This window comes from Pseudomonas baetica (assembly GCF_002813455.1).
Classification (GTDB): domain Bacteria; phylum Pseudomonadota; class Gammaproteobacteria; order Pseudomonadales; family Pseudomonadaceae; genus Aquipseudomonas; species Aquipseudomonas baetica.
On record NZ_PHHE01000001.1, the window covers coordinates 2,415,049 to 2,428,437 of the forward strand.

At 58.2% G+C, this 13,389-nt stretch carries 11 protein-coding genes; 2 read left to right on the forward strand and 9 right to left on the reverse strand.

The window, feature by feature from the left end:
- Position 1: 1 nt before the first annotated feature.
- From carB to grpE, 6 genes are all read right to left on the reverse strand, one after another.
- The gene (carB, locus tag ATI02_RS11085) at positions 2-3,223 is read right to left on the reverse strand and encodes a carbamoyl-phosphate synthase large subunit (RefSeq protein ID WP_100846276.1); all 3,222 of its coding nucleotides are present in this window, start codon (positions 3,221-3,223) and stop codon (positions 2-4) included.
- Between the two features lie 126 nt (positions 3,224-3,349).
- Complete coding sequence (gene carA, locus ATI02_RS11090; RefSeq protein WP_100846277.1) at positions 3,350-4,486, reverse strand: glutamine-hydrolyzing carbamoyl-phosphate synthase small subunit; 1,137 nt, start codon at positions 4,484-4,486, stop codon at positions 3,350-3,352.
- Positions 4,487-4,743: 257 nt separating this feature from the next.
- Positions 4,744-5,550, reverse strand: a complete 807-nt coding sequence (dapB, locus tag ATI02_RS11095; RefSeq protein WP_095191066.1) for a 4-hydroxy-tetrahydrodipicolinate reductase — start codon at positions 5,548-5,550, stop codon at positions 4,744-4,746.
- Positions 5,551-5,559: 9 nt separating this feature from the next.
- Entirely contained in the window at positions 5,560-6,684 is a 1,125-nt protein-coding gene (gene dnaJ / locus ATI02_RS11100; protein ID WP_095191067.1) for a molecular chaperone DnaJ, read from the reverse strand.
- A 296-nt stretch (positions 6,685-6,980) separates the two neighbouring features.
- The gene (gene dnaK, locus ATI02_RS11105; protein ID WP_100846278.1) at positions 6,981-8,897 is read right to left on the reverse strand and encodes a molecular chaperone DnaK; all 1,917 of its coding nucleotides are present in this window, start codon (positions 8,895-8,897) and stop codon (positions 6,981-6,983) included.
- A gap of 102 nt (positions 8,898-8,999) precedes the next feature.
- A complete protein-coding gene (gene grpE, locus ATI02_RS11110; protein WP_100846279.1) occupies positions 9,000-9,566 on the reverse strand; it encodes a nucleotide exchange factor GrpE in 567 nt (188 codons plus the stop codon).
- A gap of 241 nt (positions 9,567-9,807) precedes the next feature.
- Here grpE and recN point away from each other — a divergent pair, with 241 nt between their 5' ends.
- Positions 9,808-11,481: a DNA repair protein RecN gene (recN, locus tag ATI02_RS11115; protein ID WP_095191070.1), complete on the forward strand. Its 1,674-nt coding sequence runs from the start codon at positions 9,808-9,810 to the stop codon at positions 11,479-11,481.
- A 75-nt stretch (positions 11,482-11,556) separates the two neighbouring features.
- On the opposite strand, the gene fur is transcribed toward recN, so the two are convergent.
- Positions 11,557-11,961 (reverse strand): ferric iron uptake transcriptional regulator, encoded by a 405-nt coding sequence (gene fur, locus ATI02_RS11120; RefSeq protein WP_095191071.1) that lies wholly within the window; start codon positions 11,959-11,961, stop codon positions 11,557-11,559.
- 97 nt (positions 11,962-12,058) lie between these two features.
- On the opposite strand from fur, the gene ATI02_RS11125 reads away from it, so the two are divergent.
- The gene (locus ATI02_RS11125; RefSeq protein ID WP_095191072.1) at positions 12,059-12,586 is read left to right on the forward strand and encodes an outer membrane protein assembly factor BamE; all 528 of its coding nucleotides are present in this window, start codon (positions 12,059-12,061) and stop codon (positions 12,584-12,586) included.
- Positions 12,587-12,646: 60 nt separating this feature from the next.
- Here ATI02_RS11125 and ATI02_RS11130 read toward each other — a convergent pair whose 3' ends face one another.
- Both ATI02_RS11130 and ATI02_RS11135 read right to left on the reverse strand, forming a co-directional pair.
- Positions 12,647-12,961 (reverse strand): RnfH family protein, encoded by a 315-nt coding sequence (locus tag ATI02_RS11130; protein WP_100846280.1) that lies wholly within the window; start codon positions 12,959-12,961, stop codon positions 12,647-12,649.
- Positions 12,954-13,388, reverse strand: a complete 435-nt coding sequence (locus ATI02_RS11135) for a type II toxin-antitoxin system RatA family toxin (protein ID WP_016986510.1) — start codon at positions 13,386-13,388, stop codon at positions 12,954-12,956. Before ATI02_RS11135 ends, ATI02_RS11130 begins: the two co-directional genes overlap by 8 nt.
- Position 13,389: the final 1 nt, after the last annotated feature.

Genomic DNA, 13,389 nt, shown 5'->3' on the forward strand with positions numbered 1-13,389 from the left:
CTCATGCCTTCAATCCTGCGTGTAGATCCTGCAAGCGACGCACGGTCTTTTCCGGACCGAACTTCAGCGCTTCACAGATAGCTTCGCCCGCTGCAATGGTGGTGGTGCAGTAAATCTTGTGCTGCAGGGCATTACGACGAATGGAGTAGGAATCGGCGATCGACTGACGACCTTCGGTAGTGTTGATGATCAGGGTGACTTCGTCATTTTTGATCATGTCGACCACGTGCGGACGACCCTCGGTCACCTTGTTCACACGGCGCACTTTCAGACCTGCGGCTTCGATCAGCTTGGCAGTACCGGCAGTGGCAACCACTTCGAAGCCCAAGTTGATCAGATCACGGGCTACACCTGCAACCAGCGGCTTGTCGTCGTCGCGCACGCTGATGAAAGCAGTACCACCGGTCGGCAGCACTTCGCTGGCACCCATCTGGGCTTTGGCGAAGGCTTCACCGAAGGTGTCACCGACACCCATCACTTCACCGGTCGACTTCATCTCTGGACCGAGGATCGGGTCAACGCCAGGGAATTTGGCGAACGGAAACACCGCTTCTTTCACGCTGTAGAAGTTCGGGATGATTTCTTTGGTGAAGCCGATTTCCTTCAGAGTTTTACCGGCCATCACGCGAGCCGCGATCATCGCCAGGGAAACACCGATGCACTTGGACACGAACGGCACGGTACGGGAAGCGCGCGGGTTGACTTCGATGACGTAGATGTCTTCGCCTTGCAGCGCCAACTGCACGTTCATCAGGCCGACAACGCCCAGCTCCAGAGCCATTTTCTTGACCTGTTCGCGCATCTCGTCCTGGATGTGCGCTGGCAGCGAATACGGCGGCAACGAGCAAGCAGAGTCACCGGAGTGAACGCCAGCCTGTTCGATGTGCTGCATGATCGCACCGATTACCACGTCTTTGCCGTCGCAGACCGCATCAACGTCCATCTCGATGGCACAGTTGAGGAAGTGGTCGAGCAGCACCGGGCTGTCGTTGGACACTTGCACCGCGTCACGCAGGTAACGCTTGAGTTCGTCTTCCTTGTAGACGATCTCCATCGCACGGCCGCCCAGTACGTAGGACGGACGCACCACCAGCGGATAACCGATTTTCGCGGCAGCACGAACAGCTTCGTCTTCGCTGCGCACGGTGGCGTTTGGCGGCTGACGCAGGTTCAGGCGCTCAACCATTTGCTGGAAGCGCTCACGGTCTTCGGCACGGTCGATGGCATCAGGGCTGGTGCCGATGATCGGCACGCCAGCGGCTTCCAGGGCACGAGCCAGTTTCAGCGGAGTCTGGCCGCCGTACTGGACGATCACGCCTTTCGGCTTCTCGACGCGGCAAATTTCCAGTACGTCTTCCAGGGTGACCGGTTCGAAGTACAGACGGTCGGAGGTGTCGTAGTCGGTGGAAACGGTTTCCGGGTTGCAGTTGACCATGATGGTCTCGTAGCCGTCTTCGCGCAGTGCGAGGGCAGCATGTACGCAGCAATAGTCGAACTCGATACCTTGACCGATACGGTTCGGGCCACCACCCAGAATCATGATCTTGTCGCGACCCGACGGCGCGGCTTCGCACTCTTCCTCGTACGTCGAGTAGAGGTAAGCGGTGTCGGTGGCGAACTCGGCGGCGCAGGTGTCAACGCGCTTGTAGACCGGGAACACTTCCAGCTTTTGACGATGCGTGCGCAGGTTTTTCTCGGTGACGCCCAGCAGCTTGGCCAGACGCTGATCAGAGAAGCCTTTGCGCTTGAGCTTGAACATCAGGTCGCGGTCGATAGCGGACAGACCGAGGGTCTTGACCTTCTCTTCTTCCTTGATCAGATCTTCGATCTGTACCAGGAACCACGGGTCGATCATGTTCATGCCGAAGATGTCTTCGACCGACAGACCGGCGCGGAACGCGTCAGCCACGTACCAGATACGCTCGGCGCCCGGCACGGTCAGTTCGCGCTTGAGGATGCTCATGCTTTCCGGGTTGCTCAGGTCGAGCTTCTCGTCCAGGCCGCAAACGCCCACTTCCAGACCGCGCAGGGCTTTCTGCAGGGACTCCTGGAAAGTCCGGCCGATGGCCATGACTTCACCCACCGACTTCATCTGAGTGGTCAGGCGCGCGTCAGCCTTGGCGAACTTCTCGAAGGCGAAGCGTGGCAGCTTGGTGACGACGTAGTCGATCGACGGCTCGAAAGACGCCGGGGTCTTGCCGCCGGTGATGTCGTTCGACAGTTCGTCGAGGGTGTAGCCCACAGCCAGTTTGGCGGCGACTTTGGCGATCGGGAAACCGGTGGCTTTCGAGGCCAGCGCCGAGGAACGCGATACACGCGGGTTCATCTCGATCACGACCATACGGCCAGTGTTCGGGCAGATACCGAACTGCACGTTGGAACCGCCAGTCTCGACGCCGATCTCGCGCAGTACCGCCAGGGAGGCGTTACGCAGGATCTGATATTCCTTGTCGGTCAGGGTCTGAGCCGGAGCCACGGTGATCGAGTCGCCGGTGTGCACGCCCATCGGGTCGAAGTTTTCGATCGAGCAGACAATGATGCAGTTGTCCTTTTTATCGCGGACAACTTCCATTTCATATTCTTTCCAGCCGATCAGCGATTCGTCGATCAGCAGCTCTTTGGTCGGCGAGAGATCCAGACCACGCGCGCAGATTTCTTCGAACTCTTCACGGTTGTAGGCGATACCGCCACCGGTGCCGCCCATGGTGAAGGACGGACGGATGATGCATGGGAAGCCGAGGGTTTCAAGAACCGCGTTGGCTTCTTCCATGCTGTGGGCGATACCGGAACGCGGGCACGCCAGGCCGATGGCTTTCATCGCCCTGTCGAAACGCGAACGGTCTTCAGCCTTGTCGATAGTGTCGGCGTTGGCACCGATCATTTCTACGCCGAACTTCTCCAGAATGCCTTCGCGTTCCAGGTCCAGGGCGCAGTTCAGCGCGGTCTGGCCGCCCATGGTTGGCAGCACCGCATCCGGACGCTCTTTCTCGATGATCTTGGCAACCGTCTGCCACTTGATCGGCTCGATGTACGTGGCGTCGGCCATGTCCGGGTCGGTCATGATGGTGGCCGGGTTGGAGTTCACCAGGATGACGCGGTAACCCTCTTCGCGCAGGGCTTTACAAGCCTGGGCGCCGGAGTAGTCGAATTCGCAGGCCTGGCCGATAACGATCGGGCCAGCGCCGAGAATCAGGATGCTTTTAATGTCTGTACGTTTTGGCATGGGTTTGTCACTCAAATCCGCAGGTCAGTCGGCAAGCCGTCTTGATCGATTTCTGAAGTCTCGAAGGGGCCGCCGGGGTCGGGGCCGCCCTCGAGGGGCTTCTCTCTACAGTCTCAAGGCGAACGCTTAGCGTCGCTTGGCCATCTCGTTGATGAAGCGGTCGAACAGTGGCGCCACATCGTTCGGGCCCGGGCTCGCTTCAGGGTGGCCCTGGAAGCTGAACGCGCTCTTGTCGGTGCGCTCGATACCTTGCAGGGTGCCGTCGAACAGCGACTTGTGAATCGCGCGAACGTTGCCCGGCAGGGTCGCTTCGTCTACCGCGAAACCGTGGTTCTGGCTGGTGATCATCACGACACCAGTGTCCAGATCCTGAACAGGGTGGTTGGCACCGTGGTGGCCGTGGCCCATTTTCAGGGTTTTGGCGCCAGAGGCCAGGGCCAGCAGTTGGTGACCGAGGCAGATGCCGAACACCGGAACTTCGGTTTCCAGGACTTCCTTGATCGCCTTGATCGCGTAGTCGCATGGCTCCGGATCACCAGGGCCGTTGGACAGGAACACACCGTCCGGCTTCAGTGCCAGCACATCAGCAGCAGGGGTTTGCGCAGGCACCACGGTGACGCGGCAGCCGCGCTCGACCAGCATGCGCAGGATGTTGACCTTGACGCCGTAGTCGTAGGCAACCACGTGGTATGGCAGCTCGGAAGCATCGATGGTCGCGTGGCTGTCGGTTTTCAGATCCCAGACAGTCGAGCGCCATTCGTATTGCTTCTTGGTGCTGACGACTTTCGCCAGATCCATGCCCTTCAGGCCCGGGAAGCCTTGCGCAGCGGCAATGGCGGCTTCTTCGGAGATGTTGTCGCCAGCCATGATGCAGCCGTTCTGTGCGCCTTTCTCACGCAGGATGCGGGTCAGGCGACGGGTGTCGATACCGGCGATAGCCACAACGTTGTTGGCTTTCAGGTAGTCGGACAGGGACATCGTGTTACGCCAGTTGCTCGCTACCAGTGGCAAGTCACGGATGACCAGGCCAGCAGACCAGACGCGGTCGGACTCGGCGTCTTCCGGCGTGGTGCCGGTGTTGCCGATGTGCGGGTAAGTCAGGGTAACGATCTGTTGGGCGTAGGAAGGATCGGTAAGGATTTCCTGATAGCCGGTCATTGCGGTGTTGAACACCACCTCACCAACGGTTTGACCGTCGGCACCAATGGCTTCGCCGCGAAAAATGCTGCCATCAGCAAGGGCAAATATGGCTGGCTTAGTCAAGAAGACCTCCCGTAAATAACGCATGAAAGGGCGATCGCAGGTTGTAAAAAAGCGGAGTGACGTATGGACACGTCACCCCGCTTCTTCACTGAATTATTCTGCGCGCTTTTAGTGGACACACTAAAGCTGTAGCTTACAGAAAAAGGCTTTTTGGGTCCACCGCTAAAGAGCCTTAAAGGCCGGAGAATGCGACAGGACGTCGCCAAGCAGAGAAAAACCAGCGCAAACAGGGCGTTTGCGCCGGGTTCAGCAATAAATCAACGTAGGTCGAGTACGTCTTGCATGTCGTACAGACCCGGCTCGCGACCCTCCAGCCACAGCGCGGCACGGACCGCCCCCTTGGCGAACGTCATGCGGCTCGATGCCTTATGGGTGATTTCCAGACGCTCACCTTCGCAGGCGAACAGCACAGTGTGATCACCCACCACATCACCACCACGCACGGTAGCGAAACCGATGGTTTCACGCTCACGGGCACCGGTGTGGCCTTCACGACCATAGACCGCAACTTTCTGCAGATCACGATCCAGTGCATCGGCAATCACTTCACCCATGCGCAACGCCGTGCCCGACGGAGCATCGATCTTGTGCCGGTGATGCGCCTCGATGATTTCGATGTCGGCATCGTCACCCAACACACGAGCCGTCATCTCGAGCAGCTTCAGCGATAGATTCACACCAACGCTGAAATTGGCCGCGAACACGATCGGAATATCTTTCCCAGCCTCGACCAGCAGATGCTTTTGCGCCGCATCCAGACCGGTAGTGCCGATGACCATGGCCTTGCCCGCCTTACGGCAGAACGCCAGGTTTTTCAGCATCACTTCCGGCAGCGTGAAGTCGATCAATACGTCGAACTCTTCTGCCACGGCTTCCACATGGCCGGACAGCGGCACGCCGATGCGCCCCAGCGAAGCCAACTCACCGGCATCCACACCGATCAGCGTACTGCCAGGACGAACAATAGCAGCCGTCAAACCGGTCAGCGGCGCGCGCTGTTGCACGGCCTCAACCAGAATCTTGCCCATGCGCCCGGCGGCACCCATCACTGCAATACGTCGCATGCCGACTCCTTACAAATCGCCGAAGAAGCGCTTCACGCCGTCGAACCAACCGGTGGTTTTCGGGGAATGGCTGTTGTCATCCGCCAAGGAACTGCGGAACTCTTCCAGCAATTCGCGCTGACGACGATTCAGGTTGACCGGGGTCTCGACCGCTACACGACACATCAAATCGCCCGCACCACCGCCACGCACCGGCGCCACGCCTTTGCCGCGTACACGGAACTGCTTGCCGGTCTGGGTGCCTTCAGGGATTTTCAGCTTGACGCGACCGTCGAGGGTCGGAATTTCCAGTTCGCCGCCCAACGCTGCATCGACAAAGCTGATCGGCACTTCGCAGAACAGATGCTTGCCGTCACGCTGGAAGATGTCGTGCTCGCGGACATTGATGACCACGTACAGGTCACCAGTCGGACCACCTTGAGTACCCGCCTCGCCTTCGCCGGACAGGCGAATACGGTCGCCGGTGTCGACGCCGGCCGGCACTTTGACCGACAGGGTTTTGTACTCTTCGATGCGACCGTCACCGTGGCAGGAATCGCACGGATCGGAAATGATCTTGCCCTGGCCATGGCAGCGCGGGCAGGTCTGCTGCACCGAGAAGAAACCTTGCTGCATGCGCACCTGACCGATGCCGCCGCACGTTGGGCACGTCGAAGGCGACGAGCCTTTCTTGGCGCCCGAGCCATCGCATGGCTTGCAATTGACCAGCGTCGGAACGCGGATATTCACGGTCGTGCCGCGCACCGCTTCTTCCAGATTCAGCTCCAGGGTGTAGCGCAAGTCGCTGCCGCGCTGAGCGCCGCCACGGGAACCGCCGCGACCGCCACCGAAGAAGTCACTGAAGACATCACCAAAGATGTCAGAGAAGTTCTGACCGCCGAAACCGGCGCCGCCGCCACCCATGCTCGGGTCGACACCGGCATGACCGTACTGGTCGTACGCTGCACGCTTGCTGGAATCGGACAGCACTTCATAGGCCTCGTTGGCCTCTTTGAACAGTTCTTCCGATGCTTTGTCATCGGGATTACGGTCCGGGTGATGCTTCATCGCCAGACGACGATAGGCCTTCTTCAGGTCCGCATCGCTTGAGCCACGCTCAACACCCAACACTTCGTAATAGTCACGCTTTGCCATAAGTCTTTGCACTCTTGAGGACGTTCGGCAAACCCCTCCTGAGGATGGCCAAACTCGCTGAGCCCCAATACAGGCCCGGACCCAACTCACGTCAATTCAACGATCCTGGTCTTTGTTTCATGCGGTACTTACGGCGCGAAAAGCAGGAGCATTTTCGGCCATACCACCAGCACTCGAACCTTGTCGCATGCTGTAAAAATTCGCGTATTCCAGATACGCCAACGCGGGAGCAAGCTCCCGCGCGGCGACATCCTACCAGTCACCGCCTAAAGGCAGTCAACCGGCCGACCAACAACTTACTTGTGATCTTTGACTTCTTCGAACTCTGCATCGACAACGTCGTCAGCCTTCTCAGCCGATTCGCCTTGCGGGGCTGCGCCATCAGCTGGCTGAGCCTGTTCGGCGTACATCTTCTGAGCAACCGGAGCGGAGACCTTCGACAGCTCTTCAACCTTCGCTTCGATGGCAGCCTTGTCGTCGCCTTTAACAGCGACTTCCAGAGCAACCACAGCCGCTTCGATCGCGGTCTTCTCTTCGGCGGTAACTTTGTCACCCGCGTCAGCAATCATTTTGCGAGTCGAGTGAACCAGTGCATCACCCTGGTTACGGGCAGCGGCCAGCTCTTCGAACTTGCGGTCTTCCTCGGCATTCGCCTCGGCGTCACGCACCATGCGCTCGATTTCTTCGTCGGACAGACCGGAGTTGGCCTTGATCACGATCGACTGGGTCTTGCCGGTAGCCTTGTCTTTCGCGCCGACGTGCAGGATGCCGTTGGCGTCGATGTCGAAGGTCACTTCGATCTGCGGCACGCCACGTGGAGCGGGTGGAATGTCAGCCAGGTCGAACTTGCCCAGGGACTTGTTCTGTGTGGCTTGCTTACGCTCGCCCTGCAGGACGTGAATGGTCACGGCGCCCTGGTTGTCGTCGGCAGTCGAGAACACTTGCGATTTCTTGGTAGGAATCGTGGTGTTTTTCTCGATCAGCGCGGTCATCACGCCACCCATGGTTTCGATACCCAGGGTCAGCGGGCTGACGTCGAGCAGCAGAACGTCTTTCACGTCACCAGCCAGAACAGCGCCCTGAATCGCAGCACCCATGGCAACAGCTTCGTCCGGGTTAACGTCTTTGCGAGCTTCTTTACCGAAGAAATCAGTAACCAGCTTCTGCACCAGCGGCATACGGGTCTGACCACCGACCAGGATCACGTCGTTGATCGCGCCAACGTCCAGACCAGCGTCTTTCATGGCGATGCGGCAAGGTTCGATGGTGCGCTGAACCAGGTCTTCAACCAGTGCTTCAAGCTTGGCACGCGAGATCTTCACGTTCAGGTGCTTAGGACCGGTCGCGTCTGCAGTGATGTACGGCAGGTTGACGTCGGTCGACTGAGCGGACGACAGCTCGATCTTGGCTTTTTCAGCAGCTTCTTTCAGACGCTGCATGGCCAGCGGGTCACCTTTGAGGTTCATGCCGCTTTCTTTCTTGAATTCGTCAACGAGGTAGTCGATCAGACGAATATCAAAGTCTTCACCGCCCAGGAACGTGTCACCGTTGGTGGCCAACACTTCGAACTGGTGCTCGCCATCAACTTCAGCGATCTCGATCACGGAAACGTCGAAAGTACCGCCACCCAGGTCATAAACGATCACGGTGTGATCGCCCTTGGCCTTGTCCATACCGTAAGCCAGAGCGGCTGCGGTTGGTTCGTTGATGATACGTTTTACGTCCAGACCGGCGATGCGGCCGGCGTCTTTGGTCGCCTGACGCTGGCTGTCGTTGAAGTAGGCCGGAACGGTGATCACCGCTTCGGTCACTGGCTCGCCGAGGTAGTCTTCGGCGGTCTTCTTCATTTTCTTCAGAATTTCAGCCGAGATTTGTGGCGGCGCCATTTTCTGGCCGTTCACTTCAACCCAAGCGTCGTTGTTGTCAGCCTTGACGATCCTGTAAGGGACCATCTGGATGTCTTTCTGCACAACTTCTTCGTCAAAACGACGACCGATCAGTCGCTTTACTGCGTACAGAGTGTTGTGCGGGTTGGTCACGGCCTGACGCTTGGCGGACTGGCCAACCAGAATTTCGCCATCGTTGGCGTAAGCGATGATCGACGGCGTGGTACGCGCGCCTTCAGCGTTTTCAATAACTTTTGCTTTGCCGTTTTCCAGCACGGAGACGCAGGAGTTGGTAGTCCCCAGGTCGATACCGATAATTTTGCCCATGTTAACTCTCCCGAAACTTTGGATTTGGATGCCGCAGCAGTGGTGGCTGACTGCGGTAGCACTTAAACGCTTGACTTCTAAATGGGGGCCTTGCGGCTAATTTCAAGCCTTCTCGTCAATCGAAGGCGAAACTGGCGCAGGCGCCTTGCTGACCACGACCATCGCCGGACGCAGCAGACGGCCATTGAGCTGGTAGCCTTTCTGGAACACCTTGAGAACACTGTTCGGTTCTACGTCTGCGCTTTCCTGCATGGCCATTGCCTGATGCTGAACGGCGTTGAACGGTTCGCCATGCGGATCGATCGCTTCAAGCTGGTAACGCTTGAGGGTGTCGTGGAACATTTTCAGGGTCAGCTCGATGCCTTCGCGCATCGGACGGATGCTTTCGTCGTCCGGGTTCGACAGCTCGAGGCCGCGCTCCAGGCTGTCGACGATCGGCAGCAGGTCGCTGGCGAATTTTTCCAGCGCAAACTTGTGCGCCTTCTCCACGTCCTGCTCGGCACGACGACGGACGTTCTGCAGATCGGCAGCGACTCGCAGAGACTGATCCTGCGCGGCGGCCAATTGCTCTTCGAGCACTTGTACACGGGTCGCCAGGTCGTCACCCGAACCCTCGGGCGCCTGATTGGCTTCTGGGTTTTGCTTATCTACTGTCTGTTCGTCAGCCATAGAATTCTCCTTTCAATATCGTCCGCGAGTTCAACTCGCGCTTCTGCCCCGATATATGGGGCCGCAAAATCAGGCTTCAAGGGGCTTAAAGCATTAACCCTACAAAAAAGTGCTGCTTTTTTCATTCCTCGATGCGCTAAGCATTCCCGCCTATCAAGCAAATCGAGCTAAGGGAGGGCATTGTCAGCCTCAAACAAAACACTGTATAAATAACCAGACCTCAAGCTTGGGAGCGGCCTTTATGCTGGTGCACCTGTCCGTACACAACTACGCCATCGTTGAACATCTCGATCTCGAACTTGATCGCGGGATGAGCGTGATCACAGGGGAAACCGGCGCAGGCAAGTCGATCATGCTCGACGCCCTGGGCCTGACCCTTGGCGATCGCGCCGACAGCGGTGTGGTTCGCCCGGGCGCCGACAAGGCCGATATCCTGGCGACTTTCGATCTGGTCGATATCCCCGAGGCCAGCGCCTGGCTGGCCGAGCGCGATCTGGACATCGACGGTCCGTGCATCCTGCGTCGGATCATCACGTCTGAAGGACGCTCTCGCGGCTATATCAACGGTACTCCCTGCCCGCTTGGCGACCTCAAGTCCCTCGGCGAACTGCTGATTGATATTCATAGCCAGCATGAACACCAGTCTCTGCTGAAGACCGACACCCATCGTCGCCTGCTGGACGAATACGCGGGCGCGACCGATCTCGCCCGTCAAGTGCAATTGGCCGCACAGCGCTGGCGCCAGACCCGCCAGGAGCTGGAGCGCCTCTCCAACTCCGGCGACGAACAACGCGCGCGCCATCAATTGCTCAGCTACCAGCTCGAAGAACTGGAAAACCTCGGCCTCGGTGATAACGAGCTCGAACAGCTGGAACAGGAACACAAAAACCTGACCAATGCCGAAACCCTGCTTGGCATATGCCGACAAGTCGTCGAACAGTGCAGCGAAAGTGATTCCGGCAATGTGCTGAACGCACTGACTGCCAGCCTTAACCGCCTGTCGAGCGTGAACAATTCGGTTGGCGCCCTGGGCGAAGCCAGCAGTTTGCTGACCAGCGCGCAGATCCAGGTCGAAGAAGCGGTCGGCGAACTCAATCGCTTTCTTGATAACTTCGATGCCGATCCGGCGCGCCTGCAATATCTGGAAGAGCGCCTCGACGCTATTTATACGTTGGCACGCAAGCACCGTATCCAGCCGACCGAAGTCAGTGAAATGCAGCAAAAGCTGCTGGATGAGATCGAAACCCTCAACGCCAATGACGAATCCATCGAGCGCCTGGGCGAAGAACTGGCCGCGTATGCCCGCCACTATCAGGAAAAGGCACGGGAGCTCAGCGATCTGCGGCATCAGGCTGCCGGCATCCTGGCCAGTGCAGTGGAGCAGGAAATTCAGCGCCTGGGCATGCCTGGCGGTCGATTCATCATTGAACTGAAAGCCAACAGCAGCGACGAACTCTTGCCTAACGGGCTCGAACAGGTCGAACTGCTGGTTAGCGCCAACCCCGGCCAGCCGATGAAGGCGCTGGCGAAAGTGGCGTCCGGCGGTGAGCTGTCGCGGATTAGCCTGGCGATTCAGGTCATCACCGCACAGACCTCTCGCGTTCCAACACTGGTGTTCGACGAAGTCGACGTGGGCATTGGCGGCCCGACCGCTGAAATTGTCGGGCAGCTGTTGCGCCGGCTCGGTGAGCGCGGGCAGGTATTGACGGTGACACACTTGCCGCAAGTGGCGGCGCAGGGTCATCAGCATCTCTTCGTGCACAAAGTGCGCGGTACAGAAGCGACGCACACCGCTGTCTCCAAGCTAAGCAAAAACGACCGTATAGAAGAAGTAGCGCGGATGCTCGGCGGTATCGATCTGACCAAAGAGTCCTTGGCTCACGCCAAGAAGATGGTTGTCACCGCGAAAGTTTAGGCACAGTAGAAAGCACGAAGGCGACCCTTGGGTCGCCTTCGTTCGTTTCGCGAATGTGAAATTCGCGCGACATGCTTACTTTTTCTTGCGGACGTACAGCACCAGATTGTGATCAACCATCTCGAAGCCATGCTTCTCGACGATCGTTTTTTGAAGCTTTTCGATTTCTTCGTCGAAGAACTCAATGACTTCGCCCGACTCCACGTTGACCATGTGGTCGTGGTGACCACCATCGGCCAATTCGAATACCGCGTGGCCACCGTCGAAATTGTGACGGACCACGAGGCCAGCCGCTTCGAACTGGGTCAGAACACGGTAAACCGTGGCCAGACCGACGTCCTCGCCAGCTTCCATCAACGCCTTATAGACGTCCTCGGCACTCATGTGACGCTGCTCGGTGGAGTCGAGCATTTGCAGGATCTTGACCCGTGGCAGGGTCACTTTGAGGCCGGCTTTGCGTAGTTCGCTATTTTCAACCATGGTCAGCTTTCTCGCGATGCTGCTTCGCAGCTTCTCTTAATGCGGGTATGATCGGCGTTTACGTTGTCCCAGCCAAGATAGTGGAAGTCGCCCACCGATGCAAAACACCAAGCTCTTGCTAACCAGTTTCACCTTTGTGGGACTGCTCGCACTCGCCGGTTGTTCATTCCCCGGGGTTTACAAAATCGACATCCAGCAGGGCAATGTCGTCACGCAGGACATGATAGACCAGTTACGCCCGGGAATGACCCGGCCGCAAGTACGGTTTATCATGGGCAATCCCCTGCTTGCCGACACGTTCCATGCCGATCGCTGGGATTATCTGTACAGCCTGCAACCGGGTGGCGGTGAACGCCAACAGGAACGCATCAGCGTTATTTTCAACTCAAACGACCAGCTTGTCAGCCTGTCCGGTGACTTTATGCCGGGCGTCAGCCGTGACGAAGCCATTCTCGGCAAGGACAGTGGCACGACCGTGACCGCTCCTGCTGAAAACGCCGAGAAGCCACAGCCGGAAAAACCGGCCAAGCCAGGTTCCTTGCTGGATCAGATCCAGAAGGACGTCGATGGTGTAGAAACCGTTCCGGTTCCGACGCCAGAGCCGCTGGACACCTCGCCGCAATAATTTGCGACGCAATAAAAAACCCGGAAATTCCGGGTTTTTTATTGTCTGCGGTTTGGCTTCTCACTGATTTCGAGCTTTCGCCTCGGCAGCCTTGGCGGCACGCAAGCGCCGCACTTCCTTTGGATCGGCGAGCAACGGGCGATAAATTTCGATGCGATCCCCCGCCTGAATCAGGCGAACCTGAGGATCGGCAATCACTTTGCCGAAGATCCCCAGCGGGCACCCAGCCAGATCCAGCCGAGGAAACTCGTCGCCAATCCCTGACTTGAGCAACGCCTCACGCACGGTAGATCCTTCGGGGACACAAACCGTGCGCAAGACCTGACGATCAACGGCCGCATACACGACCTCTATCTCGATCACAGCCTTAACCATGCATCTGCTTGGCGCGCTGGCAGAATGCATCCACCAGCGTATTCGCCGCCTGATTGAACAGCGGCCCCAAGGTGGCTCGCACCAACGGACCGGCATAGTCGAACGACAGATCCAGACTGATCTTGCAGGCCTTCTCGTTCAACACCTTGAACACCCAGACGCCATGCAACTGATTGAACGGGCCTTCTTCGAGGTTCATCTCGATCGACTGCCCCGGCACCAACGTATTGCGCGTGACGAAATGCTGACTGAGGCCGCCCTTCGCCACGCCAACACTGGCGCGCATATGCTCTGGCGAGCTTTCCAGCACCTCGGCAGACGAACACCACGGCAAGAATTCCGGGTAACGCGCCACGTCGTTGACCAGGTCATAAAGGAACTGGGCCGGGTAAGGCAGCAAAGCAGATCGTTGAATATGTGTCGTCATG

Bases quoted from the DNA above. Each gene is read 5' to 3' on its own strand.
- fur (WP_095191071.1), bottom strand. From the start codon at position 11,961: ATGGTTGAAAATAGCGAACTACGCAAAGCCGGCCTCAAAGTGACCCTG.
- ATI02_RS11125 (WP_095191072.1), top strand. From the start codon at position 12,059: ATGCAAAACACCAAGCTCTTGCTAACCAGTTTCACCTTTGTGGGACTG.
- carB (WP_100846276.1), bottom strand. From the start codon at position 3,223: ATGCCAAAACGTACAGACATTAAAAGCATCCTGATTCTCGGCGCTGGC.
- grpE (WP_100846279.1), bottom strand. From the start codon at position 9,566: ATGGCTGACGAACAGACAGTAGATAAGCAAAACCCAGAAGCCAATCAG.
- ATI02_RS11130 (WP_100846280.1), bottom strand. From the start codon at position 12,961: ATGGTTAAGGCTGTGATCGAGATAGAGGTCGTGTATGCGGCCGTTGAT.
- dnaJ (WP_095191067.1), bottom strand. From the start codon at position 6,684: ATGGCAAAGCGTGACTATTACGAAGTGTTGGGTGTTGAGCGTGGCTCA.
- recN (WP_095191070.1), top strand. From the start codon at position 9,808: ATGCTGGTGCACCTGTCCGTACACAACTACGCCATCGTTGAACATCTC.
- dapB (WP_095191066.1), bottom strand. From the start codon at position 5,550: ATGCGACGTATTGCAGTGATGGGTGCCGCCGGGCGCATGGGCAAGATT.
- dnaK (WP_100846278.1), bottom strand. From the start codon at position 8,897: ATGGGCAAAATTATCGGTATCGACCTGGGGACTACCAACTCCTGCGTC.
- ATI02_RS11135 (WP_016986510.1), bottom strand. From the start codon at position 13,388: ATGACGACACATATTCAACGATCTGCTTTGCTGCCTTACCCGGCCCAG.